The organism is Bacillus toyonensis BCT-7112 (genome assembly GCF_000496285.1).
Classification (GTDB): domain Bacteria; phylum Bacillota; class Bacilli; order Bacillales; family Bacillaceae_G; genus Bacillus_A; species Bacillus_A toyonensis.
The window spans coordinates 3,175,711-3,202,200 of sequence record NC_022781.1; the positions used below are offsets into that span (position 1 = coordinate 3,175,711).

Below are 26,490 nucleotides of genomic sequence, written 5' to 3' on the forward strand. Positions count from 1 at the left end.
TTGAGAACACCCGCTTACATATAACGTGCCACTTTCTTAGGTGTGCTCTATTCCCTAGAGTTCAAATAAGGAGAAGGGTGTTCTATGTAAGTAGGTGTTTTTAGTTTGGATAAAAATAGAAAAGCTAGGTGGAATAAATGTTTAAAGAACCTCATATCGCGATGATAAAGGATTGGAAAGGGTATAAAGCGTACAAAAAATTACCGAAAACAGTTTTTCTTATGACTGGTTCAATGCTGGAGTTACCAGAGCGTGTATACGAATTACAGAAACATGGACATGATGTATTTCTTCATTGTGATTTTATACAAGGCTTAAATACGAACACAGAGGAAGCCCTTTTGTATATTCAAGATGTTATCGGAGCACAAGGTATTATTTCAACAAAAGGTTCGACAATTCGAAATGCCAATAAAATTGGATTAAAAACGATTCAACGAATTTTTATTGTCGATACTTTATCTCTTACAAAATCAATTGAAAATTGTAAAACGACTAAACCAAATGCGGTAGAGATTATGCCTGGAATTATGCCTTCTATTATAAAACAGCTAGCAGAGAAAATAGAGTTTCCTATTATTGCAGGTGGATTGATTCAAACGCGGGAAGATGCGGAAATTGCCATTCGTGCGGGAGCAAGTGCGATTTCAACGAGTCATTATGAAGTATGGATACAAGAAGAAAAAAGGAGTGCAACCTTGTGATCGAATTGAAAGATGTTTCAAAGATATATATAAATGCGGAAGAGACAGCGGTTAAAGATGTATCGGTTCATATTAAGAAGGGAGAATTTTTCGTTTTAGTTGGACCTTCGGGATGTGGAAAAAGTACATTACTACGAATGATCGCTGGCTTAGAAGAAATCTCTTCGGGAGATTTAATGATTAATGAACGTGTTGCAAATAATTTAGAGCCGAAAGACCGTAATTTATCAATGGTATTTCAAAATTATGCATTATATCCACACCTAACTGTAGAAGAAAATATTTTATTTGGACTTAAGGTAAGGAAGGTACAAAAAGAAGAGCGACAAAAACGATTAATAGAAGCTATTGAAATGGTAGGGCTGAAAGAGTATGTGAAAATGAAACCGGGCCAATTATCAGGCGGACAAAGACAGCGTGTTGCGCTTGCCAGGGCGATCGTGAGTCAAGCACCGATTTGTTTAATGGATGAACCACTTTCGAATTTAGATGCGAAATTACGTGCGCAAATGAGGATTGAAATTAGAGAAATTCAGCAACGACTCGGAATTACGATGATTTACGTTACTCACGATCAAATAGAAGCGATGACTATGGGAGATCGTATCATGGTCTTGAATAAAGGAAGTATACAACAAGTTGGAACACCTCTTGATATATACAACGAACCAGCAAATGAATTTGTTGCAAGTTTTATAGGTTCTCCTTCTATGAATATAAATGATGGAGAAGTGGATAAAGAAAAAGGCGTATTACATATAGGGCAATTGCAAATTCCATTATCTATTGGACAGTTAAAGCAATTACCAGCAGGGACAATTCGAATAGGTATGCGTCCTGAGCATATTGCATTGTCTGAGGCAGGACAAGAAGTTACGCTGCAATCTGTAGAAGTATTAGGGAATGAGTCTATATTAAACTTTGCGGTAAATGGAACAACTTGGAGTGCGAAAGTCATCGGACAGTTAATCCTGAACAAAGGTGACAAAGTAAAATTATTATTCTCGCAAGAAAAACTATGTTTCTTTCACCAAAATAAGAATGAACGATTAAAAGTGGTGGCTGAAGAAGAGTTGAAAGTGGTGGCGAAATAATGATTGAAGTAGGGAAGCTACCAGTTCAAACAGCAGTGTCAAAAAAGAAGAGTTTATGGGGCAGAACGAAAGATTTAAGAATAGGATTATTGTTTTTGGCTCCATCTATTTTGTTATTTTCAATTTTTCTTTTCTATCCATTGTTTAGGACGATTTACTATAGCTTTTATTTAACAGATATACACGGAGAAGCCAATCTTTTCGTTGGCTTAGAAAATTATCAATATTTATTTTCTGATCCTGCTTTCTACAAAAGTATAAAGTCAACTTTATTATTTGTTTTATATACAGTGCCTACTAGTATTGTATTCGCCTTATTTCTTGCATTAATTGCAAATGAAAAAGTAAGAGGTATTGGATTGTTCCGTGTTCTCTTTTCTTCAACGATGGGAATATCAGTAGCTGCTAGCGCAGTGATTTGGCTATTTTTATTTCATCCAAGTGTAGGGTTATTTAATAATATATTAGCCGCTATGAATCTTCCGGCAATCGCATGGTTAACGAGTCCGGACTGGGCACTGTTTTCTGTATCGGTTACAACGGTTTGGGTGAATACAGGATTTGCATTTTTAGTTATATTAGGTGGTTTGCAAAATATTGATACGTCTTTATATGAGAGTGCATCTATAGATGGTGCTAGTTATTTATATAAGCTTCGCCGCGTTACATTACCGATGCTATCACCAACTTTATTCTTTATCGTGACAGTAACGTTAATTAGTGCATTCCAAAGTTTTGGACAAATTGATATTTTAACGCACGGTGGACCGAATGATGAAACGAATTTAATTGTGTATTCGATTTATAAAGAGGCATTTGTGAATCATCAATTTGGAACAGCAAGTGCACAAGCGATGGTATTATTTGTTTTCATTTTTATTGCTACATTACTTCAATTTAAGTTTGCTGAGAGAAAGGTGCATTATAAATGATCGTTAAACAGTGGAAACAAAATTTCCTATTATACATGCTGCTCATTATTAGTGCAGTAATGGTGTTTTTTCCTGTACTCTATGCGTTTTTAATAAGCTTTATGACACCAGATGATATTCAAATGAGAAGGTTATTTCCGACCCAATTTACTTTCGATAATTTTATGAATATCTTTCGAAAAGTACCGCTTTTTACATACTTGTACAACAGTTTAATTGTATCGACGATTGTTATGATTGGACAACTTATCGTATCCAGTTTAGCAGCTTATGCTTTTGTTTTTCTTCAGTTTAAAGGGAGAAACGTAATTTTCTTCTTGTTTATTTCAACGATGCTTATTCCGTGGGAAGCAACGATGGTACCGAACTTTTTAACGATTCAAAACTTTGGTTGGATCAATAGCTTTGCTGGGATGACAGTGCCATTTTTTGCAACAGCTTTCGGTATTTTCTTATTACGCCAACATTTTATGACGCTTCCGAATGAATTGAAAGAAGCTGCTTTTATTGAAGGGATTGGAAATGTAAGGTTTTTATTCAGCGTTGTAATTCCGTATTGTAAAACGAGTTTTATTACGCTTGGAGTATATAGCTTTTTAACAACATGGAATATGTACTTGTGGCCGCTCTTAGTGACCACTGATGAAAAAGTCAGAACAGTTCAAATTGGTGTGAAGCAACTTCAATCTCAAGAAGTTGCAACTGATTGGGGAAGCGTAATGGCCGGTGTTACGGTTATCGTCATTCCAACGTTGATTTTACTATTTTTAGGGCAAAAGCAATTACAACAAGGATTAACAAAAGGTGCAATTAAATAAGCATACATAGGAAAAGGTGGGATTGAGATGAGTTTATTGAAAAAAAGTGCTGCTCTTTTAATGGCAGCCACAATGGCATTAACTGGGGCTGCTTGTTCAAATAGTAAAACAGAGGGGAAACCTGAAGCGCAGGCAAAAGTAGCACCAGTTGAAAAAAATGGTGATAAAACTGTAATTCGTTTTTGGCATGCGATGGGTGGAAAAACACAAGGTGTACTAGATGGGCTTGTTGCAGACTATAATAAATCGCAGAATAAGTACGAGATAAAGGCAGAGTTTCAAGGAACATACGAAGAGTCTTTAACGAAGTTTAAAACGATGTCTGCTACGAAAGAAGCTCCAGCTCTTGTTCAATCGAGTGAAATTACAACGAAATATATGATTGATAGCAAAAAGATTACGCCTATCGATAGTTGGATTAAAAAAGATAAGTACGATACATCAAAATTAGAAAAAGCAATTACAAATTATTATTCAGTTGATGGAAAAATGTATTCTATGCCATTTAATTCATCTACGCCAGTATTAATTTATAATAAAGATGCTTTTGCAAAGGCTGGGTTAGATCCAGAGAAAGCTCCACAAACATATGCTGAATTAAAAGAAGCCGCGAAAAAGTTAACGTTTAAAGAAGGCGGAAATGTAAAACAATATGGATTTTCTATGCTCAATTATGGTTGGTTCTTTGAAGAATTGTTAGCGACACAAGGGGCTTTATATGTAGATAATGAAAATGGCCGTAAAGATGCTGCAAAGAAAGCGGTATTTAACGGTAAAGAAGGACAGAAAGTATTTGGAATGTTAGATGAATTGAATAAAGCTGGTGCACTAGGAAAGTATGGAGCAAGTTGGGATGATATTCGTGCCGCGTTCCAATCTGGACAAGTTGCTATGTATTTAGATTCTTCAGCAGGTGTTCGTGATTTAATTGATGCATCTAAGTTTAATGTAGGTGTTTCGTATATTCCGTATCCAGAAGATTCAAAGCGAAATGGTGTTGTTATTGGCGGTGCATCATTATGGATGACGAATATGGTTTCAGAAGAAACGCAGCAAGGTGCATGGGACTTTATGAAATATTTAACGAAGCCAGACGTACAAGCAAAATGGCATACTGCAACAGGATATTTCTCAATTAATCCAGATGCATATAATGAATCGTTAGTAAAAGAGCAATATGAAAAATATCCACAGTTAAAAGTAACAGTAGAACAATTACAAGCGACGAAGCAATCTCCAGCAACTCAAGGTGCATTAATTAGTGTATTCCCAGAATCACGAGATGCAGTTGTAAAAGCATTAGAAGCAATGTATGACGGAAAGAATAGTAAAGAAGCGTTGGATGAAGCTGCAAAAGCAACAGATAGAGCGATTAGCATTTCAGCTCGTACGAGCCAAAAATAAAAGAAAGCCGTATCCTAAAGGGATACGGCTTTCTTTATAGGGAGATAAGGGATCAAAGAAATGATGAACTCTTATCTCTTTTATATGAGTAAAGGGTCTAGAATGAATATTGTCCTTTTCATTATTTATTTAACTCCATTGCAACTTGCTTACCATTTACGAAAACCTCTACCACCGCTACTACAACTTCCATCACTTTTTTCATATCTCATCTCTCCTTGTTTTTTGTTTCATTTCTTACTTTTAGTATAAGGAAATATAGTAATTACAACTATCGAATTGAATGACAAGAGACTTACAGTGTTGTAAGGAAATTAGCTGCATTTGTAATAATAATACTTTCTAGTAGTTGAGTTCAGAAAATTCCTTTAAATAAAGTTATAATTAGAAATAACTTTATTTAGAAAGAAGGAGAAAAATGAATAGGATACTTGTCATTAGTGATATTCATGGAGAGATTGATAAATTTAAAAAGTTACTTGAGGAAATACAATACAACGCAAAACAAGATCAATTAATTCTATTAGGGGATTATGTGGATCGTGGTCCGAATGCACGTGCTGTACTTGAAAAGGTGAAAGAGCTAAAAGAAGAAGGAGCATTCGTTTTAAAGGGAAATCATGAAGATATGATGATTAAAGCGCTAACGACAGATGAGGAACGCTCATGGAACCATTGGGTAAAAAGAAATGGTGGAGATAAAACGTTATATAGCTATGGATTTGTAGAAGAAGATATTGCAGTTAATGAAGGGGACTTCCAAAAGCCAATTTTACAATCTCACGTATTAGAGGAACATGTAAAATTTATTCAAGAATTAGATCATTACATTGAAACAGAAGAGTATATATTTGTACATGCTGGTGTTGAGCCAATGAAACGAGTTTCTGAATCTGAACCATATACGTTAATGTGGATCCGTAATGAATTTCATAGTGGATATAGTGGCGAAAAGGTTGTTGTATTTGGCCATACGGAAACAAAAACGCTTCATGGTAGTGAGAATTGCGGAGTATATTTTGGTAGTAATCGTATTATTGGAATTGATGGCGGGGCTGTGTATGGCGGTCAATTAAATTGTTTGGAGTTGCCGAGTAAAAAGGTGTACGTAGTAAAAAATTGAAAGAGATAAGGGGAATCTTATTTCTTTCAATTTTTTATTAAGCAAAATTTAAGAAAGAGTTTTTATAATAAAGGCTCAAAATTTTATATCTAGCAAAAACTTAGAAGGAAATAGTTGAAAATGAAATTACATAATAGGATTACATTCTTTCGTTATGAAGAGCAGAAATGTAATAATAAATAGAATTGAACTATAGTATGGAAGGTGAGAATATGCGCTTACTTGTAGTAGAAGATAATGCTTCGTTATTAGAGTCTATCGTACAAATTTTGCGTGATGAATTTGAAGTAGATACAGCGTTAAATGGAGAAGATGGATTGTTTTTGGCAATGCAAAACATTTATGATGCAATTTTACTTGATGTGATGATGCCAGGAATGGACGGGTTTGAAGTAATTCAAAAAATACGTGATGAAAGAATTGAAACGCCAGTCCTGTTTTTAACAGCGAGAGATTCTTTAGAAGATCGAGTGAAAGGATTGGATTTTGGCGGAGACGACTATATCGTAAAGCCGTTTCAAGCACCAGAACTAAAGGCGAGAATTCGTGCTTTATTACGCAGAAGTGGTAGTTTAACAACAAAGCAGACAATTCGATATAAAGGAATTGAATTGTTTGGAAAAGATAAAGATGTTCAAGTAGAGGGACAAGATATTAAGCTGACATTAAAACAATATGAGCTTTTAGAGTATCTCATTCAAAATAGCGGAAAGATTTTAATGCGTGAACAAATTTTCGATCGTGTTTGGGGATTTGATTCAGATACGACAGTAGCAATTGTAGAAGTGTATGTGCATCATTTACGTAAAAAATTAGAGCCATTCGGTTATCAGAAAGATATTCAAACTGTTCGTGGTATTGGATATATATTAAAAGAGAAATGAAAAAAGGAAGTATGTTTCAAAAAACACGCATTCGTCTGACTATAGTGAACTCATTAGTATTTATCCTATTAATAGGAGTATTAGGTAGTATTGTTTATTCGTACACATATAAGCGTATTTATAATGAAGTGGATCAATCTATAAAAATGATGGCTCAGTATGGAGAAAAACTAGATGTTAAAATACCACCAAGAAAACGCATGGAGAAAATCCAAATTGGAGATCCGCGGGTAACTAGAATAACTTGGAATGGGAAAATAGTGAAAATAGAGGGCGATAATCGTAAATTCCGTTCTATTTTTGAAGAGAATTTGGAAAAGTTTTCTCCAAAAAAGTTAGAGGATTTGCAAGATATTGAAGTGCAAGGACGATATTTTAGAGCATTTTCGCTTCAAAAAGATGGAGAAATAGTTCAAATCGTGCGAGATATAACAGCGGAAGAAGGAATGTTAAATACTTTATTTTTAATTCTCGTGATAGGTTGTAGTATAGGAAGTCTCTGTGCAATAGGTATCGGCTTTTTCCTAGCTGGCAGAGCACTCATACCGATTCAAAATTCATGGGAGAAACAGCAGCAGTTCGTTTCCGATGCATCGCATGAATTAAGAACGCCACTTGCAGTTATTCAATCAAAGACGGATGTGTTATTTCAGTCCCCCTCCGCTACGATAGAAGAAAAAGCGATGGACATTTCTACAATATCTAAAGAATGCAGGCGGTTATCGAAACTAGTTAGCAACTTATTGTTGTTAGCACGTTCGGATTCAAATCAAATTGAGATGGATAAAAAAACATTTGAAATGGGTAAATTGTTAGAAGAAATAGTAGATCCATATAAAGAAATTGCTTCTTATCAAGAAAAAGAGATGATATTAAAAGTAGAACGTAACATGTCTTTTATGGGTGATAGAGAACGGATTCATCAAATGATGGTCATATTGTTAGATAATGCGATGAAATATACGAATGAAGGCGGTCATATTCGAATTGATTGCACGCAAACGAGCAGCTCGATTTGTATACAGGTGAAAGATGATGGGATAGGCGTGAAAGTAGAGGATATCCCAAAATTATTTGATCGTTTTTATCAAGGGGATAAAGCAAGGAGTACATCAGAGGGAGCTGGATTAGGTCTTTCAATCGCCAAGTGGATTGTAGAAAAGCATTACGGAAAAATATTAGTAGAGAGCAAATGGGGAGAGGGTACTTGTTTTGAAGTAGTTCTCCCTAAAAATCAAAAAATATAAGTAAGAAGACGATCTTGTTTTTACAAGGTCGTCTTTTTTTAAGGGAAAGTTAAGAAACTATTTATATTATGTATTGCATAAAGAAAAATTGTTACATGAAGAAGAGATTATAGAGGTGTATGTGAGTAAATTTTCTCGATCATAATGTTATCTCAGGCAGTGATGAGATGTATGTATAGTATTTAAAAAATGATCCCGCTATTTTGTGGACAGTAAAACTCGGCTGGAGTCGGGCTGTCCGGAAATACTCGATTGGTGAAGGCTAATATTCAGTGGAAGATGAAGCTTCCCATTGAGTATAGTTTCACTTTATGGGAATGATGGGAAAGAAAGTATAAGAGGGAGGAATTAATTTTGAAAAAGAAAATGATGATGGTATTCACTATTGGAGTAATGAGTTTAAGTATATTAGGCGGTGCCTCTCCTTCTGAAACATCGAAAGGAAAGACAGACTATGCGCAGCGCAGTAAAGAGCAATTAAACAATGGAAAGATACATGTAATAAATACAGAAGAAAAAGCAGAGAAATTAGGTATTGAAACGGAAGGAAAAGAACAAATTACGCTAGAAAAAGAAATTCATGAAACAGAAGTAGGCAGAGAAGCAGAACAGTTAGGAATTTCGATTGAAGGAAAAGATGTTGGAATTCTTTCAGAAGAAATCTATGAAACAAAAGTGAAGCAAGAAGCGTTAAACTTAGGGATATCTGTAGAGAACAAATCGATTGTGGATTTAATAAGCCAAATCAATGCAATCAAAATTAATAAGGAAGCAGAGAAATTAGGCGTTTCGACTGAAGGAAAAGAAATAGAAGAGGTTGCGGAAGAAATTTATGGAACGAAAGTAAGAGAAGAAGCAGGAAAGTTAGATATTTCTCAAAAAGGAAAAGAGATAGAAGAGTTAGCGCAAGAAGTGTACGAACAAAAAGTACAGGCAGAAGCAAAAAAATATCATATTGATTTGTATGGTAAAGATATATATCAAGTATTAAGAGAAATTAATGAACAAAAAGTGCTACAATTGGCAGATGAGCTTAATATGGACAAAATGAATATGAACATTCAAGAATTAGCAGAAAAAATAAAAAGAGATCAGCCTGAAAAAGGAAAAGAACTAAATTTTGTACCGATGGTTCGAACGGATGCTGACGCGTTTTATTCTTATTTAACGAATTAAAAAGGGCGTGAGAGTGATACGAAAATTGAAGTGGTATATATGCATAGCTTTACTTGGCGTAGCAGTATGGAGTGTATATACAAATGGAATCACAAAGTATATGGAGAAATTAACATCCTTCATACAAAGCGGAAAAAGAACGGAGTTTAGTAATAATGATGAAAAGATCCTCTTATCAAATGTGCCTTTAATTCAGCAGTTACCAGAGCTGGATAGAGGGTGTGAAGTGACAAGTTTAGCAATGATGTTACAATACGCAGGCGTTTCAGTAGATAAGATGAAATTAGCAAATGAAATAAAAAAAGTTGATTTTATGGTTGATGGTGTACGCGGAAATCCGAATGAAGGGTTTGTAGGAAATATTTATACCTTTTCTGAATCCGGTTATGGTGTATATCATGGGCCACTTTTTCAGTTAGCGAAAAAATATTTATCTAATAAAGCTGTGGATTTAACAGGAAAGAGTATAGAGGAAATATATAAGAGTGTAAAAGCAGGGCAACCGGTAGTCATGATTACAAATGCAACATATGCTCCTTTAGATGAAGATGAATTTACTACATGGAAAACAAATAGTGGGGATGTTTCTATTACATATAATGAACATTGTGTTGTACTTATTGGGTACGATAAGGAATCTGTATATATTCGAGACCCGCTTGATGATAGCTTAGATGTGAAAGTACCAAGAGAAAACTTTGAACAGGCATGGGTGCAAATGGGGAGTCAGGCAATTAGTTATGTAAAGAGCTCTAAATAAATTAGGATGGAGAGTTTTAACAATATAGCTATAAGGTGAAGGATAGAGGTTTAAGGAATTATAAGAAAAGTTTTGTAGGGTGTTTTGTTTAGAATAGAAGCTGTTAAGAAATAAGAGAACTTTAGCATATATAATGCTAAAGTTCTCTTATTTTTATGATTAAAATGCTTAGAAGTAGTGAATATGTAAAAATGCATAATCGACGAAAAAAATACAATTTATCATTATATATTGTTTTATGTATGTTGATTGTATAAAATTACACAAGTATTCACATTACATAAAGGAGGCTTATTATGCAAAATATATTTAACTGGGTTAAATGTATGAGTATCAAGAAAAAATTAATCATTTCATTTTTTATTATTTTAACTATACCAGGACTTATTATCGGTGGTGTTTCATATCAAACTGCCAAAACAAATTTTGAACATCAAATGACAGATAAAGCAAAGGAGAATATTTCAGTTTTAAATACTGTTATTTCTCAAAATATAGAAGAGAAATTTGTTGATGCGACGTACTTTGCAGACATCTTAACAGAGGATACATATCCAAATGGACAAGAAGAAATAGTAAGAACGAAGTTAGCACAATATATAAAGCTTCATCCAGAAGTAGAAGGTATTTATATTGGAGCGCAGACGGGGAAGTTTATAAGAGAACCATTTATTCAAATGTCTGATGGCTATAATCCAACAGATAGATCATGGTATAAAGAAGCGCAGGAAAATAAAGGAAAGGTAATTGTTACTGCACCGTATCAATCGGCATCTACAAAAAATATGGTAGTAACAATTGCTAAAGAAGTAAAAGATGGTAAAGGTGTTATAGGTATTAACTTGAATTTGGATAACATCCTAAAGATTTCAAAAATGATTAATATTGGTGAAAAAGGCTATGCAGTTATTTTAGATCAAAATAAGCAAATTGTTAGTCATCCGTCTAGAAAGCCTGGTTCAAAGGTTACTGATCCTTGGATTAAACCAATTTATGAAGACAAACAAGGAAATGTATCTTATACAGAACAAGATGATAAAAAGAATTTAATCTTTGCAACAAATGAGAAAACAGGATGGAAAATAGTTGGAGTTATGTTTGACGAAGAAATTATGCAAGCTGCCAGTCCAGTGTTTTATAAGACTTTGATTGTCATAGCTATCGCTATTGCATTTGGTAGTGTATTAATTTATTTCATTACAAATTCTATTACAAGGCCATTACGAAAAATAGCTGAATCGGCACATAAAATTAGTAAGGGAGATTTAACCGAGAAAATTACAATCCACTCCAAGGATGATATAGGGAAACTAGGGAATTCATTTAATGAAATGTCTACGTCTTTACAAGATGTGATTACCCAAATTAGCTTTTCGGCAGAGCATGTTGCAGCATCGGCAGAAGAGTTAACAGCGAGCGTACAGCAAGCGAATGATGCGACAGATCAAATTACAATTGCAATGGAACAAGTATCAGGTGGGGCTGAGTCACAAAGCCAAGGTGTTGAAGAAGGCGCGGCTACATTACAACAAGTAAATACAGCAATTCAAGATGTAACTGGAAGCGCAGAGTCAATTTCTATTTCCTCATTACATGCGCGAGAAAGAGCTGAAGAGGGAGAAGATTTAGTTGAACAAACCGCAAAACAAATGCAGTCTATTTCTAGATCGGTATCCGATTCAGATGCTATTATTAAACTTCTTGATGAGAAGTCAAAGCAAGTAGGAGCTATTTCTGAAGCAATTCAAAACATTGCAACTCAAACAAACTTATTAGCTTTAAATGCGGCTATTGAAGCAGCAAGAGCAGGTGAACAGGGACGAGGATTTGCTATTGTAGCCGATGAAGTTAGAAAATTAGCAGAGCAATCAGGAGAATCATCTGGAGAGATTGCAAATTTAATTGCAGAAATTAAGGCTGATATTGAACATACTGTTAAGGCAATGGATAATGTGAGTGGGGAAGTTCAACAAGGCTTAGATGTTGTAACAAAAACGAAAGTAAGTTTTACAGAAATTTTAAGTTCTACTACTCATATTGTTTCTCAAGTTAATCAAATGGTAGAAACAACGAGGAGAATCGCTGGAGATGCAAATGAAGTGACAAATGCTATTGATGAAATTGCAGCGGCTGCAGAAGAAAATACAGCTAGTATGCAAAGTGTTGCAGCGTCAACAGAAGAACAAGTAAATTCGATGGAAGAAATTAGTTCAGCTTCGCAAAACTTAGCTGAGATGGCCGAAGAACTACAAGCAATGACTAGTAAATTTAAAGTATAATAACAGCAAATAAGTAAGGTGAAAATAATATCACCTTACTTATTTTTCTATTCAGCAATTAGGGGAGTCATTAGTGGGATGAAAAAAAGAAAAAAACTATGGAATTTATGGAAAACGATTACATTGCTAGTTTGTACAGTTGTAATTTTTTCTTTACTTGTTACAGATATATTAATTAGTCATAATGTAGAGCGGACAACGGAGGATAGCCAGGCAGAGAAAGCAAAAACGATTGCCCATATTGTGGCAAATGATTCGATTGTAATCGATGGTTTGATTGGAAAAGCAGATACTTCTGCAATTCAAACGTATACAAATAGAATATTAAAAAACACAGGTGTTCAATTTATTGTAGTTATGGATATGAATGGAATAAGAAAATCACATCCAAACCCTCAAAAAATAGGTCATCATTTTATTGGAGGAGATGAAGGGCCTGCATTGAAAGGAAAGGAACATGTATCGCTAGCAGAAGGAACGTTAGGTATTTCAATGCGAGTGTTTGTACCTATATTTTCTGAAACAGGTGAACAACTTGGAGCGGTAGCCGTTGGTATCTCGGCAGATAATGTAAAAGAGAGAGTTAAGGAAAGTAGACATATTATTTATATCGGTGTCGGAGTTGGAGTACTAGTCGGAATTATAGGAGCAATATTGCTAGCTAGACATATAAAGAAAAGTTTATTCGGTCTTGAGCCGCACAGGATAGCGAAAATTCTTGAAGAAAGAAATACGATGTTACAATCTGTAAAGGAAGGCATTATTGCTGTAGATAAAGAGGCGAGAGTAACGTTAATTAATAATGAAGCGAAACGTCTATTTAAAAAAAGTGGACTTGAAGAAGATTTTATAGGTAAAGACGTTGAGCTATATATGCCGAATTCGCGTATAAAAGAAGTATTGCAAACGGGAGAGGTACAATTAAACGAAGAACAAAATATTTACGGAATTACGATTGTGACGAATCGTGTTCCTTTATATGTAAAAGGAGAAATAGTTGGCGCAATTGCAACATTTCGTGATAAAACAGAGATTAGAAAACTAGCAGAGGAACTAACTGGTATTAGGCTATATGCGGAAGCATTACGGGCACAATCTCATGAGTTTATGAATAAAATGCATGTTGTATTAGGGCTTACACATATGAAACAATATGAAGAATTACAAAAATATATAAGTGGCATGGTATCAGAGCATCAATATGAAATTGGTGGAGTTATGAAAAGAATAAAAAGTCCAGTATTTGCTGGTTTTTTACTAGGTAAACTTAGCTATGCTAGGGAGAAAAATATTAAGTTAATTATAAGTGAAGATTCTTACTTGCCGGAAATATATGATGAAAGTATTACTCATGAACTTATTACGATTGTAGGGAACTTAATAGATAATGCATTAGAGGCAGTGATACATTGCAAAAAGAAACAAGTTGAAATTGGGGTGCAATATCAGAATACATTAACTATTACAGTGCAAGATACGGGGAAAGGTATAGAAGAAGACGAAGTGGATGCATTATTTACAAAAGGTTATTCCACAAAAGGGGATAATCGCGGTTATGGTTTGTATCTTGTAAAAGAAAGTATACAGCGAATAAATGGGGAGATTCACATTTCCTCCTTATTAGGAGAGGGAACAACGATAACAATTGAAATACCTAAAGGTAGGGATGAGAAGCAAATATGATTAAAGTTTTAATTGTAGAAGATGACCCGATGGTAGCAATGTTAAATACACATTATTTAGAGCAAGTAGGAGGATTCGAACTTGTTCAAGCAGTTAACTCAGTAAAATCGGCGATAGAAGTATTAGAGAAATCACGAATAGATTTAGTCTTACTTGATATTTTTATGCCTGAAGAGACTGGATTTGAGCTTTTAATGTATATTCGGAACCAAGAAAAAGAAATCGATATTATGATGATTTCAGCTGTACATGATATGGGGAGTATTAAAAAAGCATTACAATATGGCGTAGTAGATTATTTAATTAAACCATTTACATTTGAACGATTTAAAGATGCATTAACTATATATCGAGAAAAACTTACTTTCATGAAAGAACAACAAAAAATTAGTCAATCGGAATTAGATTCGTTAATTTTACAAAAAGAAAAAAGAGAGCCTACTGTCAATAAAGAGCTCCCGAAAGGATTAACGAAGCAAACGTTGCAATTAATTTGGCAGAAGATCGAGTCGCTGAATGGACGAGCGTTTACAACAGATGAAATGGCACAATTAGTAGGAATTTCAAGAGTTTCTATTCGAAAGTATGTAATGTTTTTGACTGAAATTGGAGTGTTAGAAAACGAAATGGTGTATCAGCATGTGGGAAGACCTGTAAGTAAATTAAGATGTGTTGATCAAAATAAAATAGGTTTTTACGTATAAGCGACTTATTATAAGTCGCTTATACTTTTTTTAATTACAAAACCAATTACAAAACTTACAAAAACTATTTTTACTATTGAAAGCGTTTTAATATTGTTATTAAGAAAACAAGGGGGTGCCATATGGGAATTCAAAAGAATGTGGAAGCGGTATCATTTGCTGAAGGAAATGAATTGAAAAATGAATCTTTCGCTTCTAAAATTATGAACGTTAAAATCGGTGTTATACCTTTACCGTTATATGTAGTATTGGCTGCTATTATTTATGGGGCATCTGTATATAATAAATTGCCAGCAGACATGATTGGTGGTTTTGCAGTTATTATGATCATGGGTATTTTCTTAGGTGACATTGGGATGAGAATTCCAATTTTAAAAAATATCGGTGGTCCAGCAATTCTCTCATTATTTATTCCATCATTACTTGTATTTTTTAACTGGATGAATCCAGCTTCAATGGAAGCTGCGACTATGTTAATGAAAAAATCGAACTTTTTATATTTATATATTTCTTGTTTAGTAGTCGGAAGTATTTTAGGAATGAATCGTAAAGTGTTAGTGCAAGGTTTCGTTCGTATGTTTATTCCTTTAGTAGTAGGAACATTAGCTTCTGTAGCAGTAGGATTATTGGTCGGTTCACTATTCGGGTTTGAAATGAAGCATACATTCTTCTTTATTATCGTACCAATTGTGAGCGGTGGTATTGGAGAAGGGATTTTACCATTGTCATTAGCATACAGTGACATTTTAAATGAATCATCAGCAACATTCGTATCACAGCTTATTCCGGCAGCTATTATTGGGAATATGTTTGCAATCGTGAGTGCAGGGTATATGAAGCGTTTAGGCGAGAAGAGACCTGAGCTTAGTGGTAATGGTGTATTAGTGAAAACAGACAATCAAGCAGAATTATTAAAAGAACAAAATACAGAGAAGCCAATTGATTTCTCATTAATGGGAGCAGGTTTATTAATTGCATGTACGTTCTTTATCTTCGGAGGGTTTGCTTCTAAGTTCATCGGTATTCCTGGGGCAATCATTATGATTTTCTCAGCAGCACTTGTGAAATACTTTAAACTAATGCCAGCAAAAATGGAGCAAGGAGCATTCCATTTATATAAATTTATTTCAAAGAATTTAACTTGGCCGTTAATGGTCGGATTAGGATTGCTATATATTCCGTTAAAAGACGTAGCGGCAGTTCTTTCAGTGGGATATGTTGTTGTTTGTGCATCGGTTGTTCTTACAATGGTAGCATCAGGTTTTCTTATAGGAAAAGTGATGAAAATGTATCCAGTTGAATCAGCAATTGTAACTGGATGTCATAGCGGTTTAGGCGGAACTGGAGATGTTGCTATTTTATCAGCTTCAAATCGTATGGAATTAATGCCTTTCGCACAAATTTCGACGCGTTTAGGCGGGGCAGCAATGGTTGTAACAGCGACAATCTTATTAACAATGTTTTCATGATCAAACAAGCTAGCTATATTCATATAGCTAGCTTGTCAAATTAAGGGGAGATTATAAGTATGTTAGAAAATCAAATTAATGAAAGATCATTGTTATTGCATAAAGAGTTGGTAGGGAAAATTGAGATTACAAGTAAGGTAGAAGTTAATACAGCGGATGATTTAAGCCTGACTTATACACCAGGTGTAGCGGAGTCTTGTAAAGCAATTGCAGCAGATGAAGAAACAGCGTATGACTATACAGCAAGAGGGAATATGGTTGCAGTTGTTTCAGATGGAACAGCAGTACTTGGTTTAGGGAATATTGGACCGAAAGCGGCTATGCCTGTTATGGAAGGGAAAAGTATTTTATTTAAAAAGTTTGCGAATGTAGATGCTTTCCCGTTATGTTTAGGGACGACGAATGTGGATGAAATCGTTACCCTTGTGAAAAATTTAGAACCTACATTTGCAGGTATTAATTTAGAAGATATTGCAGCACCACGTTGCTTTGAAATTGAAAAACGATTAAAAGAAGAAACGAATATCCCTGTATTCCATGATGATCAACATGGAACAGCTATTGTCGTCTTAGCAGCTGTTATTAATGCATTAAAAGTTGTAAGTAAACAAATGGATAATGTGAAAATTGTTATTAACGGTGCGGGTTCGGCAGGAATTGCAATTGGAAAATTATTATTAAAAGCTGGTGCAAAACACATTACGTTAGTTAGCTTAGAAGGTATTGTTTGTGAAGGTGAAACATGGATGAACGAAGCGCAAATTGAAGTTTCAAAGAAGACAAATCGAGAATATGTGCGTGGAACATTAAAAGAAGCGATTCATCAGGCTGATATCTTTATTGGCGTATCTGCGCCTAACGTATTAACGAAAGAATTTGTAAAGACGATGAATGAGAAAGCGATTGTGTTTGCAATGGCAAATCCAATTCCAGAAATATTCCCAGAAGATGCATTAGAAGCTGGAGCTGCTGTAGTTGGAACTGGTCGTTCTGATTATTCAAATCAAGTAAATAATGTATTAGCGTTCCCTGGTATATTCCGTGGTGCTTTAGATGTACGCGCGACTGATATTACAGAAGAGATGAAATTAGCGGCAGCATATGGGATCGCTAACATAATTACGGACGAAGAGCGTAGTGCGAACTATGTAATTCCAAATCCATTAGATAAAAGAGTTGTTCCGAATGTTGCAGAAGCAGTAGCGAAAGCAGCCATAGATTCAGGTGTGGCACAAATTACGAAAATGCCAAGTTATAAATAGTAAAAAGCAGTGCCTTCAAGGCACTGCTTTTTTGAGGTAAGAAATCAAAATAATGAAGAAGTGTAGAGTTATTCGTGCTCCCGCATTATTTATCCCGCCCAAAATTCAGTGGATGCAAGGAAGTAGATTAGTTTTGACAACTTACTCAACAGTGATTACAAATTGATCATAATATTTTTCATTCACATATATATTTAATACCCATAATCCGGATGAAGGTAGCGATATAGTGAGAGGGAGTTCGTTTGTAGTAGAATCGATTGTATTTGAAGTAGTCCAAGTTTGTTTGGAAGTTTCTTGTTGATAGAGTATTGGTGTTGGAGTTACAGATCCCTGTTTTAGCGCGATAATAGATACATTTCCAGTTGGTATTTCAGGATCTAGAAAGTACCACATAATTTCATTTTGTTCATTTGCGACAATAGATGTATCAGCAATTGCAATTCTTCTTTCAATCCCCTTTAAAGGTATCTTTCCGTCTACGAAGGAGGGCGCTTCTTCCCAATTTACATCTTTTAAAACACTAAGATGAAAAAAGGAAGGTGCGTTAACCTGAGATGATGATGTTACTATGGCTTCTTTTTTTAGTGCTTTTGAATCAGGTTGAGCCTGTGTGCATCCAGTGATGAGAAAGGAGAAAAGTAGCATAGTTCCGATTTTTTTCATGGTGCCACGCTCCTAATTATTATTGTTAGTGTAATTGTATTTGCTAGATAGCGGGACAATTCCTTTAAAGTATAAAAAGAGGTCGTAAGTTTTGTACGACCTCTTTTGACATTTTTTTATATTTGTTCAGTTGTGTAGGTTGGCTCGGTCTCTTTTTGAGGCATCGTCAAAAAAATAACAGACAGAACGATACATACGCCGCCTAATAATTGATATGATCCAAACGATTCATTTAGCCAAGTGATTGAAACGATGGCTGCTACAAGTGGTTCAATACTAGATAAAATACTTGTTTCTGTTGCTGCTAAATATTTAAGACTACCAATATAAAGAAGGAAAGAAAGGGTCCCACTAATAATGATAAGAATAAGCATAGAAAAAGTTTTTAGTGTAAGAGTTTGTGAAAATTGATTCCATCCAAATGAACGATTATAAATAAGTAGTGCAATTCCTCCGATTAACATCCCCCAACCAATTACTACAGTTGTTCCGCATTCTTTAATGAGAGAAGCTGGATGAAGGGTATAAAATGCAAATCCAATTGCCGTTAATAGTCCGAAAATAATGGCTGATTTAGATAAAACAATATTTTCGATTGAGCCATTTGTAATAATAAAGTATGTTCCTGTTAGCGCAGTTATAATTGCAAGTAGTTGTATAGAAGCAGGGAATTTTCTTTTCTGAAATGCAACATACATTGTAATAAGAACAGGGCCTAGAAATTGAAAGAGTGTTGCTGTGACAGCATTACTAATATGAACTGTTTCGATAAAGGCATATTGCGCGCCGAGCATGCCAAGAATAGAGAAAATAATAAGCTGTATAGAATGTCTAGGATGTTTCCAAATTTGAAATATGTTTTGTTTCTTTATTAGTAAGATAGACAAAATAAATACTCCTGCAAGCAACAAGCGAATTGTTAAAAAATCAATTGATGATACGTTCGTATGTTGAAATAGCCATTGAATCATCGGTCCAGATAATCCCCATAATGTGGCTCCTGTAATAATCATAATGAGTCCAATACGTCTATTTTTGTTCATGATCATGCATCTCCTCTTTAGTATTTGATTTTTTTTGTGTGACATGATAAAAGGAATTATATATAAAATCTGGTACTGTAAAAAGTATCAGATTTTAGTTTTATTAAGGGGTCAGATATTATGTTAGAATTAACGCCTAATTTAAATATGAATAGTAAGAAGGCATTGTATGTGCAGTTGTATGAGTATATAAAAAAAGAAATTAAAAATGGAACGATTCTATCTTTTACGAAGTTACCGGCTAAGCGAAAGTTAGCAACACATTTACAAGTAAGTAAAAATACAGTAGAGGCAGCTTACGAGCAATTACTTGCAGAAGGTTATATTGAATCAATTTCGAGAAAAGGTTATTTTGTATGTAAGATTGAGCAAATGGTTCATGTAGAAGAAAACGAAGAGAGAATAGAAGAAGTACCCTTTCAGGAGAGGGATTATAAATTTGATTTCACACAAACAGGAGTCGATACAAATGCTTTTCCGTTCAACATGTATCGGAAAATTATAAATGATGTATGGCAGCCTCATAATAATGAGTTGCTCTTTCTTGGTCACCCACAAGGAGAATGGAGCTTAAGAGAAGAAATTGCGAACTATTTGTATGAATCTAGAGGTGTGCGTTGTGCAGCTAGTCAAATCGTATTAGGAGCGGGAACACAAATATTAGTGAAATTACTGTTTCAATTATTAAAAGGAAGTAATTATGCAGTTGAAAACCCAGGTTATCATAGGAAAATGGTTGTTTTTGAACAGGGAGAAGAGAAGGTTCAAATGTTGTCTTTAGACAGGGACGGAATTTGTATGGCAGATTTAGAAAATAGCGATGCAAATATTGTATTTGTAACTCCATCCCATCAATTCCCATGCGGAATGATTATGCCTATCACGAGAAGGATGCAGCTTTTACAATGGGCGAAGAAAGAAGAAGGTAGGTATATTATTGAAGATGATTACGATAGTGAATTTCGCTATTCGGGAAAACCTATACCGGCACTGCAAGGGTTAGATACAGACGGGAAAGTTATTTATATGGGGACGCTATCGAAAGCATTGTTGCCATCATTACGGATGAGCTATATGGTGTTACCAAAGAAATTGATTAAAAAGTATCAACAACAATATTTATTTTATACACAAAGTGTTTCAAGAATGGACCAAGAAGTGATTAGAAGGTTTTTAAATGAAGGATATTGGGAAAAACATATTCATAAAATGCGTGTCGTCTATCGAAAGAAGAGAGATCGACTTGTTTTTGAACTAGAAAAGTACTTCTCAAATCGTGTTGAAGTGATAGGAGAAGATTCAGGATTGCACATTTTATTAAAGGTGCATAATGGAATGCGGGAAAAAGAATTAATTAAAGAAGCTGCGAAACATAGTATCAAAATATACCCTGTGTCTACGTACTATAAAGACGGTACTGCACCTGAAAATATAGTACTACTTGGATTTGCGATTTTATCAGAAGAAGAAATTGCGAAAGCGATTCAATTATTAAATAAGGCATGGTTTATAAAAAAGTAAAAAAACATCCTCATATATGAGAGGATGTTTTTTATTATTTATTTTCATCTAGGAATAAGACCATATGCTCTTCATCCCAATATTGTCCGTTATATTTCAGTGAACGTTCTTGTACACCAAACGTTTTAAAGCCTAATGACTCATAAAGTTTCTTCGCACCATCGTTTCCGACAACAACATCAAGCATAACTTGTTCTACGTCTAAAGATTTAGCAAGCTCAAGACATTCTTTAATAAGTGCTTTTCCTGCTCCAAGTCCGCGTGCTTTTGGAGACACATATACGGAACCAATTTTTGCTTTATGTTCTTGTTTTACATATGGTTTCGTTTCCAGTGTAGCAACTCCGATTAATTTTCCGTCTTTAAATGCACCTAGTGTATAGTTTTCGTCTTGTGCTAGTTTTTGTGCTTTATATTCAATAGCACACTCTTTATTAATAATATCTTCATAAGAAGAGCTGAAAGCTTCAGGGTTTTGCTTTAATCCTTCTACGCGAAGTTCTAAGTAAATTTCTGCTTCGTCTTTTGTTAATACATGGATATCCAATTATATCACCCTCCAGATCTTTGACAAATGTACCTTTACTACGCTATTCGCGGGCAGTAAGGCTCCAATTTTAAAATTCGGCGAATGCGCGGAAGTTAGGTGGGAGGTAACTGCCCGTAAATGCCCGATTGGTTCAACTAATAATCCATGGAGTGAACCTTTCCATGGATTAAAGTTTCACTTTATTTTATATTGAAATAAGAATAATTTCAAAAGCTTAGCTTCTAAGGGCAGATTTTATGAACAAAATAACACCAGTAGTGTTTACTACTACTGGTGTTTTCACACGCATCTTATTCAAAAGGAATCTCGATTATAAAGTTTGTTCCCACTCCTAATTGGCTTGTTACTAGAATGGAACCGTTATGCAATTCTACAATTTCCTTTGCAACAGCCAGTCCGATACCTTTTCCTCCAGTAGCCCTTGTTCTGGATTTATCAACACGGTAAAAGCGATCGAAAATATGCGGGATATCTTCTTCTGGAATACCTTCACCTTCATCTTGTACACTGATTGTAAAATAATCTGCTTCCGTTAGTACACGTATTGTTATAGTAGTGTTTTCTGGTGAATGCTGATAAGCATTATGCAATAAATTTAACATAACTTGTTCCATGCGTCTTTCGTCTATGCAAACTTCTAAATCGTTTTTACAATATACATGAAGTTGCATTTGTTTGTTCGTTAATGTTGTTTTTGTTTTTTCAACCATTCTTTCTAAAAATGGTTGAAGAAGCATCGTTTGTTTTTTAATAACAAATTGGTGTTGTTCTAATTGTACAAGCATAAATAAATCTTGTACGAGATCGGTTACACTATCCGTTTCGTCCTCAATGATTTGTAAATATTCTTCGCGTTCTTCTTTCGTTAAAGAGTCTCTCTTTGCTACCTTTGCATAACCTTTCATATAGGTTAATGGAGTTAATAATTCGTGAGCAACACTAGCGAGGAATTCATTTCGTTCTTTTTTCATATACGTAAGTTCACTCGATAAATCTTCAATCGTTTTTGCTAAACTTCCAAGTTCATCATTTCGTTTAATTCCTAATTGAATTGGCTTATTTAATTTTGAAATTTTTTCGGTCGCTCTTTTCATTTTTATAAGCGGCTCTGTAATAACTCGAGAAAAAACAAAAACAGAAATCGTTGTTAAAATAATTGTTAAAATACTGATGATAAGAAATTGGTCCATGAGTTTAATTAACATATTTTCTAAAAAAGATGTCTTTAATAACATATGTAAGTTACCTTGAAATCCAGTTATTTCAAGTGGGCTTACTGTAGAGATGAATTTCGATTTTTTCCAGTTTTTTTCTACGATCACCCCGTTTTGGGGGATATTTTTCGTTTTGCAAATAAGTTGTTTTTGCATTTCCTTTGTTACGGGTTCTGAGGTGGAAATAATTTTGCCGTTCTTGTCAGTTATAATGATAGTGGTATCGGTGTTAGCAATTAATTCTGAGCCAATTAATTCTTCAGCTGCATGCTCGATAGTGAACTCTTGATACCAAGGGCGTTTAGGTCGTTCGGTGTTTGGTTTTTGTTTAGAATATTCATTCCATTTTGCGCGGTTTACAATTTTGTCACGATACCGATTGCCTTTTTCTAATAGAGCACCTGTTTCTTCTGTAATCCGCATTTTTGAAATACTTTTGTAAAAGGATACGAAAGCAATTGTTTCAATACATAAAGCTAATATTAAAAAGTATGTCCCAATTTTAAGTGAAAGTTTACTCATTTTCCCACCATACCTTATTCATAATAAAGGGTCAGTGGTATGATATTTCCACTGACCTAAATAATTATTCACTTTTCCATTTATATCCGACTTTATAAACGGTTTCTAAATAATCCTCGACTGGAAATCCTTTTTTACGTAATTTATCACGGATATTGCGAATATGCGAATCAATCGTTCTATATTCGATGTCTGTTTCATAGCCCCAAATTTTTTCGATTAAATCATCTCGGCTGTAAGCACGGTTTGTATTTTGTAAAAACAGTCCAAGTAATGAAAATTCGATAGGAGTTAGTGAGATTTTTTCGTCATACACTGTGACAGTATGTTTCGTTTTGTCCCACTCAATACCATTGAAGCTAACAAAGCCATCTTTCTTTGTCCGGCGTAATATAGCTTCAATTCGTGCGACTAATACATGCTCATCAAATGGTTTTGTGATATAGTCGTCTGCTCCCATAGTAAGGCCTTTAACCATATCGTAATTTTGATTACGAGCTGTTAGCATAATGATTGGAACGTTGGAAATTTGACGGATTTGATAGCAAGTATCCCATCCATCCATATTTGGCATCATAACATCTAATAAAATAATATCGAATTTTTTTTGCTGGATTAATTCCAGCGCTTCAAGGCCAGATTTAGCTTTCATACAAAAATAGCCGCGAGGGCTTAAGAAAAGATCTAGCAATCGTAACATACGTTCTTCATCGTCTACTAATAAAATTTTTACCATAATCTTGTGCACCCCAAACTATTCATTCTACTTGTATAGTTTACATGAAAATAATAAAAAACTCTTTTTATGTGATTGAATGGATGGCTGATTTTTTCGCTCAGGGCAATTGACATAAAAAATGCACTAGTTTTGCACAACTATTATTTATAATAGAAAACGTAGCGACACAAATACCCTATGTTGCGACATAACGTCATGTCATTTTATTTATAAAATGACAATTCCATTCTATTGTGTATGTGAGATAGAGAGGGTTTTCGTATTCACCTCGCATCGGATAAGAAAAATTTCCTATCTCACACTTTTTTTAAAAGGAGATAATACACATGAATCCAAAAGAAGAAATTTCAAAAAAAGAAAAGCAAGATCGTAATACGGTTGTAATGTGTGTTGCCGTATCTATGATTATTATTATAAGTTGCGTAAATAAAATTTTGGGGATTTTATAATATATAAAAGCTGATTACTTGTTAACAAGCAATCAGCTTTTTTTATTTTATCCGATTGGTGTGGAGTAATAACTAGTGGGGGAATGACTTCCTGGATTAAAGTTCTACTTTATCAAGAGGCATATTTTTATATAATAAACCAAGGTAAAATTGCTAATCCAGAAGTTACCATTGCTGTAGCACATATTAAAAAGATAGCTCGTTTTTTTTGTTTCATGTCACATTCTCCTCTACATATCAATTGAATGCTGTTCGTTCATTTTATATTTTTAGTATAATGAATGGAAAGGATTGGTACGATCGATAAAGGTGACATGAAGATTACATTGTTGTAATGAAAAAAGCATCTTTCTTAATAAGAAGATGCTTTGGGAAAACTATCCCGCTATTTGTGGATTAATAATCAGTGGGGATAGACACCCCCACCAATTAAAGTTTCACTTTATATTGAAGTATTAATCATTTAAGAATAAAACCATATGTTCTTCGTCCCAATATTGACCGTTGTGCTTTAATGAACGTTCTTGCACGCCGTAAGTTTGGAAACCTAATGACTCATATAGTTTTTTTGCGGCATCGTTACCAACTACAACATCGAGCATAAGTTGTTCTACATGTAATTTATCGGCATTTTCAATAATTGCTTTAATTAGAGCTCGTCCTGCCCCAAGGCCACGTGCTTTTGGGGAAACAAAAACGGAGCCGATTTTTGCTTTATGTTCTTGTTTAATGAATGGTTTTGTTTCTAAAGTAGCAATACCAATCAAATCGTTATCGTTGAAGACACCTAGAGTATACTTATCGGGATTGCTTAATCTTTTTGCCATAGCAGCTACAGGATTTTCATGTTTAAGAACATCTTCATAAGAAGAGCTAAAAGCTTCCGGGTTCTTCGTTAAACCTTCCATACAAACTTTTAAATATATTTCTGCGTCCTCTGTTGTTAATAAGCGAATTTCCATAGTTGTAACCTCCTTGGTGGATTTCAAATAAATCCATTACTTTTATAAGATTGAGTATGCGTTTTTTAGCAGTCTCTTTTAATTTGTAAAAGAATGAAAAGATATATGCTACAATGTTTTGATTTAATTGTGTAATGAAATTATATATTAACTTTATTAACTATTCAAGTCCTTAATATATTACATTTTTATAACTAAAATAACTCCTCGATCGAGGAGTTATTTTTTAAACATTCAATTGATAGCCATCAATTCGTTTTGGATGTGTGTAAATATTACAAGAGTCATTTCTAATAAATCCTACGACTGTAATGCCTAAGTCATGAGCAAGTTGCAAGGCTAGTTTTGTTGGAGCGGATTTGGATAGAACAATTTCACAGCCGATTTTTGAAACTTTGAGTAAAATTTCAGATGAAATACGTCCGCTAAATGCGATAATTTTTCCTTTAACAGATATATCATTACGTAAACAATAGCCGTATATTTTATCTAATGCGTTATGTCTTCCGATATCCATTCTTGATATAAGGATATTGTTTCGATCACATAGCGCAGTATTGTGAACACCGCCGGTTTGGCGAAATGTAGTGGAAGATTGTTGTAAGGCATTCATTAAGTAAAAGCATTCTTCAGGAGTAATTTTTACATGTATATCATGTAAATCTTTTGCTTTTGCGGCGTCGTTTACGAAAATAAAACCTTGTCTACCTTTTCCGCAGCAAGAAGTGATGTATCGTTTATTATATAAAGTTTGATAGAGTGGATTCACTTTTGATGATTTTACATGGACAATTCCGTTCGCTTTTTGAACCCATATTTCTTCAACATCTTTATAGGAAGAAATAATTCCTTCAGAAATTAAAAAACCAACTACCATATCTTCAATGTAATTTGGTGTGCATACAACTGTTACGTATTCTTCACCATTTAATTTAATAGTAATAGGAGATTCTGTAACAATCTCATCAACTTGTTTTGAAAATGAGCCAGATTGATAGCGTACAATCGTATATGTCTCTTGCGTAAACTCCATATTAAATTCCCCTTTTATATGTATTTTTCTCCCACATTTATCATAAAACATTGAAAAAATAAAAACACCTATTAGCAGGGAAATCACAGATTATTTTGGTTATTATTGTATATGTACGATATAATAGAACTGTAGAATAGTGACATTTTCAAGCTTTCGTAGTTATACCTTATAACATCAAGAATCGACTTCATAAGAAAAGGATTTCAGCAGAGCGTTTCAAAAATATGTACAGTAACTTGTTTTTTGAAA

The 26,490-nt window shown here is 34.3% G+C and carries 24 protein-coding genes; 17 read left to right on the forward strand and 7 right to left on the reverse strand.

The window, feature by feature from the left end:
- Nucleotides 1-137: 137 nt before the first annotated feature.
- The 15 genes from BTOYO_RS16305 to BTOYO_RS16375 all read left to right on the forward strand — a co-directional run bounded on the left by BTOYO_RS16305 (nt 138) and on the right by BTOYO_RS16375 (nt 17,539).
- Nucleotides 138-704, forward strand: a complete 567-nt coding sequence (locus BTOYO_RS16305; RefSeq protein ID WP_000471996.1) for a glycerol-3-phosphate responsive antiterminator — start codon at nt 138-140, stop codon at nt 702-704.
- Nucleotides 701-1,798, forward strand: a complete 1,098-nt coding sequence (locus BTOYO_RS16310; RefSeq protein WP_000571195.1) for an ABC transporter ATP-binding protein — start codon at nt 701-703, stop codon at nt 1,796-1,798. The genes BTOYO_RS16305 and BTOYO_RS16310 overlap by 4 nt, the downstream gene beginning before the upstream one ends.
- Nucleotides 1,798-2,730 (forward strand): carbohydrate ABC transporter permease, encoded by a 933-nt coding sequence (locus BTOYO_RS16315; protein WP_000573573.1) that lies wholly within the window; start codon nt 1,798-1,800, stop codon nt 2,728-2,730. Before BTOYO_RS16310 ends, BTOYO_RS16315 begins: the two co-directional genes overlap by 1 nt.
- The gene (locus BTOYO_RS16320; protein WP_000635953.1) at nt 2,727-3,548 is read left to right on the forward strand and encodes a carbohydrate ABC transporter permease; all 822 of its coding nucleotides are present in this window, start codon (nt 2,727-2,729) and stop codon (nt 3,546-3,548) included. The genes BTOYO_RS16315 and BTOYO_RS16320 overlap by 4 nt, the downstream gene beginning before the upstream one ends.
- A gap of 27 nt (nt 3,549-3,575) precedes the next feature.
- Nucleotides 3,576-4,952, forward strand: a complete 1,377-nt coding sequence (locus BTOYO_RS16325) for an ABC transporter substrate-binding protein (RefSeq protein WP_000054808.1) — start codon at nt 3,576-3,578, stop codon at nt 4,950-4,952.
- 418 nt (nt 4,953-5,370) lie between these two features.
- The gene (locus BTOYO_RS16330; RefSeq protein WP_001079919.1) at nt 5,371-6,075 is read left to right on the forward strand and encodes a metallophosphoesterase family protein; all 705 of its coding nucleotides are present in this window, start codon (nt 5,371-5,373) and stop codon (nt 6,073-6,075) included.
- Between the two features lie 212 nt (nt 6,076-6,287).
- The gene (locus BTOYO_RS16335; protein WP_001238627.1) at nt 6,288-6,959 is read left to right on the forward strand and encodes a response regulator transcription factor; all 672 of its coding nucleotides are present in this window, start codon (nt 6,288-6,290) and stop codon (nt 6,957-6,959) included.
- 11 nt (nt 6,960-6,970) lie between these two features.
- Complete coding sequence (locus BTOYO_RS16340) at nt 6,971-8,206, forward strand: sensor histidine kinase (protein WP_033657392.1); 1,236 nt, start codon at nt 6,971-6,973, stop codon at nt 8,204-8,206.
- A 354-nt stretch (nt 8,207-8,560) separates the two neighbouring features.
- Nucleotides 8,561-9,382: a hypothetical protein gene (locus tag BTOYO_RS16345; RefSeq protein WP_000728558.1), complete on the forward strand. Its 822-nt coding sequence runs from the start codon at nt 8,561-8,563 to the stop codon at nt 9,380-9,382.
- Between the two features lie 13 nt (nt 9,383-9,395).
- The gene (locus BTOYO_RS16350; RefSeq protein WP_000619781.1) at nt 9,396-10,142 is read left to right on the forward strand and encodes a C39 family peptidase; all 747 of its coding nucleotides are present in this window, start codon (nt 9,396-9,398) and stop codon (nt 10,140-10,142) included.
- Nucleotides 10,143-10,438: 296 nt separating this feature from the next.
- Complete coding sequence (locus BTOYO_RS16355; protein WP_001179453.1) at nt 10,439-12,421, forward strand: methyl-accepting chemotaxis protein; 1,983 nt, start codon at nt 10,439-10,441, stop codon at nt 12,419-12,421.
- Nucleotides 12,422-12,499: 78 nt separating this feature from the next.
- On the forward strand, nt 12,500-14,104 hold the full coding sequence (locus BTOYO_RS16360; RefSeq protein ID WP_000746368.1) for a sensor histidine kinase: 1,605 nt from the start codon (nt 12,500-12,502) through the stop codon (nt 14,102-14,104).
- Nucleotides 14,101-14,808: a response regulator gene (locus tag BTOYO_RS16365; RefSeq protein ID WP_000598683.1), complete on the forward strand. Its 708-nt coding sequence runs from the start codon at nt 14,101-14,103 to the stop codon at nt 14,806-14,808. Before BTOYO_RS16360 ends, BTOYO_RS16365 begins: the two co-directional genes overlap by 4 nt.
- Nucleotides 14,809-14,930: 122 nt before the next feature.
- Entirely contained in the window at nt 14,931-16,277 is a 1,347-nt protein-coding gene (locus BTOYO_RS16370; RefSeq protein WP_000512713.1) for a 2-hydroxycarboxylate transporter family protein, read from the forward strand.
- A gap of 59 nt (nt 16,278-16,336) precedes the next feature.
- Nucleotides 16,337-17,539 carry an NAD(P)-dependent malic enzyme gene (locus BTOYO_RS16375; RefSeq protein WP_000892430.1) on the forward strand — a complete coding sequence of 401 codons (1,203 nt, stop codon included), beginning with the start codon at nt 16,337-16,339 and terminating at the stop codon, nt 17,537-17,539.
- Nucleotides 17,540-17,680: 141 nt separating this feature from the next.
- On the opposite strand, the gene BTOYO_RS16380 is transcribed toward BTOYO_RS16375, so the two are convergent.
- Together BTOYO_RS16380 and BTOYO_RS16385 are read right to left on the reverse strand one after the other, a co-directional pair.
- Nucleotides 17,681-18,205, reverse strand: coding sequence for a DUF4871 domain-containing protein (locus tag BTOYO_RS16380; protein WP_000719667.1), 525 nt, complete (start codon nt 18,203-18,205; stop codon nt 17,681-17,683).
- Between the two features lie 116 nt (nt 18,206-18,321).
- Entirely contained in the window at nt 18,322-19,248 is a 927-nt protein-coding gene (locus tag BTOYO_RS16385) for a DMT family transporter (protein WP_001039212.1), read from the reverse strand.
- A 120-nt stretch (nt 19,249-19,368) separates the two neighbouring features.
- On the opposite strand from BTOYO_RS16385, the gene pdxR reads away from it, so the two are divergent.
- Nucleotides 19,369-20,769 (forward strand): MocR-like pyridoxine biosynthesis transcription factor PdxR, encoded by a 1,401-nt coding sequence (pdxR, locus tag BTOYO_RS16390; RefSeq protein ID WP_000891910.1) that lies wholly within the window; start codon nt 19,369-19,371, stop codon nt 20,767-20,769.
- Nucleotides 20,770-20,803: 34 nt separating this feature from the next.
- On the opposite strand, the gene BTOYO_RS16395 is transcribed toward pdxR, so the two are convergent.
- The 3 genes from BTOYO_RS16395 to BTOYO_RS16405 all read right to left on the reverse strand — a co-directional run bounded on the left by BTOYO_RS16395 (nt 20,804) and on the right by BTOYO_RS16405 (nt 23,791).
- On the reverse strand, nt 20,804-21,316 hold the full coding sequence (locus BTOYO_RS16395; RefSeq protein ID WP_000351211.1) for a GNAT family N-acetyltransferase: 513 nt from the start codon (nt 21,314-21,316) through the stop codon (nt 20,804-20,806).
- A 293-nt stretch (nt 21,317-21,609) separates the two neighbouring features.
- Nucleotides 21,610-23,055, reverse strand: coding sequence for a HAMP domain-containing sensor histidine kinase (locus tag BTOYO_RS16400; RefSeq protein WP_000041010.1), 1,446 nt, complete (start codon nt 23,053-23,055; stop codon nt 21,610-21,612).
- Between the two features lie 64 nt (nt 23,056-23,119).
- Entirely contained in the window at nt 23,120-23,791 is a 672-nt protein-coding gene (locus BTOYO_RS16405) for a response regulator transcription factor (protein WP_000238942.1), read from the reverse strand.
- Between the two features lie 329 nt (nt 23,792-24,120).
- Here BTOYO_RS16405 and BTOYO_RS28170 point away from each other — a divergent pair, with 329 nt between their 5' ends.
- A complete protein-coding gene (locus BTOYO_RS28170; RefSeq protein WP_001068390.1) occupies nt 24,121-24,243 on the forward strand; it encodes a hypothetical protein in 123 nt (40 codons plus the stop codon).
- A gap of 455 nt (nt 24,244-24,698) precedes the next feature.
- Here the strand turns inward: BTOYO_RS28170 and BTOYO_RS16415 are convergent, their stop codons facing one another.
- Nucleotides 24,699-25,205: a GNAT family N-acetyltransferase gene (locus tag BTOYO_RS16415; protein WP_000405887.1), complete on the reverse strand. Its 507-nt coding sequence runs from the start codon at nt 25,203-25,205 to the stop codon at nt 24,699-24,701.
- A gap of 226 nt (nt 25,206-25,431) precedes the next feature.
- Nucleotides 25,432-26,238, reverse strand: coding sequence for a formate dehydrogenase accessory sulfurtransferase FdhD (fdhD, locus tag BTOYO_RS16420; protein ID WP_000397290.1), 807 nt, complete (start codon nt 26,236-26,238; stop codon nt 25,432-25,434).
- Between the last annotated feature and the right edge of the window lie 252 nt (nt 26,239-26,490).

Bases quoted from the DNA above. Each gene is read 5' to 3' on its own strand.
- BTOYO_RS16305 (WP_000471996.1), top strand. From the start codon at position 138: ATGTTTAAAGAACCTCATATCGCGATGATAAAGGATTGGAAAGGGTAT.
- BTOYO_RS16325 (WP_000054808.1), top strand. From the start codon at position 3,576: ATGAGTTTATTGAAAAAAAGTGCTGCTCTTTTAATGGCAGCCACAATG.
- BTOYO_RS16400 (WP_000041010.1), bottom strand. From the start codon at position 23,055: ATGAGTAAACTTTCACTTAAAATTGGGACATACTTTTTAATATTAGCT.
- BTOYO_RS16405 (WP_000238942.1), bottom strand. From the start codon at position 23,791: ATGGTAAAAATTTTATTAGTAGACGATGAAGAACGTATGTTACGATTG.
- BTOYO_RS28170 (WP_001068390.1), top strand. From the start codon at position 24,121: ATGAATCCAAAAGAAGAAATTTCAAAAAAAGAAAAGCAAGATCGTAAT.
- BTOYO_RS16315 (WP_000573573.1), top strand. From the start codon at position 1,798: ATGATTGAAGTAGGGAAGCTACCAGTTCAAACAGCAGTGTCAAAAAAG.
- pdxR (WP_000891910.1), top strand. From the start codon at position 19,369: ATGTTAGAATTAACGCCTAATTTAAATATGAATAGTAAGAAGGCATTG.
- BTOYO_RS16375 (WP_000892430.1), top strand. From the start codon at position 16,337: ATGTTAGAAAATCAAATTAATGAAAGATCATTGTTATTGCATAAAGAG.
- BTOYO_RS16330 (WP_001079919.1), top strand. From the start codon at position 5,371: ATGAATAGGATACTTGTCATTAGTGATATTCATGGAGAGATTGATAAA.
- fdhD (WP_000397290.1), bottom strand. From the start codon at position 26,238: ATGGAGTTTACGCAAGAGACATATACGATTGTACGCTATCAATCTGGC.
- BTOYO_RS16355 (WP_001179453.1), top strand. From the start codon at position 10,439: ATGCAAAATATATTTAACTGGGTTAAATGTATGAGTATCAAGAAAAAA.
- BTOYO_RS16335 (WP_001238627.1), top strand. From the start codon at position 6,288: ATGCGCTTACTTGTAGTAGAAGATAATGCTTCGTTATTAGAGTCTATC.
- BTOYO_RS16380 (WP_000719667.1), bottom strand. From the start codon at position 18,205: ATGAAAAAAATCGGAACTATGCTACTTTTCTCCTTTCTCATCACTGGA.
- BTOYO_RS16365 (WP_000598683.1), top strand. From the start codon at position 14,101: ATGATTAAAGTTTTAATTGTAGAAGATGACCCGATGGTAGCAATGTTA.
- BTOYO_RS16320 (WP_000635953.1), top strand. From the start codon at position 2,727: ATGATCGTTAAACAGTGGAAACAAAATTTCCTATTATACATGCTGCTC.
- BTOYO_RS16360 (WP_000746368.1), top strand. From the start codon at position 12,500: ATGAAAAAAAGAAAAAAACTATGGAATTTATGGAAAACGATTACATTG.
- BTOYO_RS16415 (WP_000405887.1), bottom strand. From the start codon at position 25,205: ATGGAAATTCGCTTATTAACAACAGAGGACGCAGAAATATATTTAAAA.
- BTOYO_RS16370 (WP_000512713.1), top strand. From the start codon at position 14,931: ATGGGAATTCAAAAGAATGTGGAAGCGGTATCATTTGCTGAAGGAAAT.
- BTOYO_RS16340 (WP_033657392.1), top strand. From the start codon at position 6,971: ATGTTTCAAAAAACACGCATTCGTCTGACTATAGTGAACTCATTAGTA.
- BTOYO_RS16385 (WP_001039212.1), bottom strand. From the start codon at position 19,248: ATGAACAAAAATAGACGTATTGGACTCATTATGATTATTACAGGAGCC.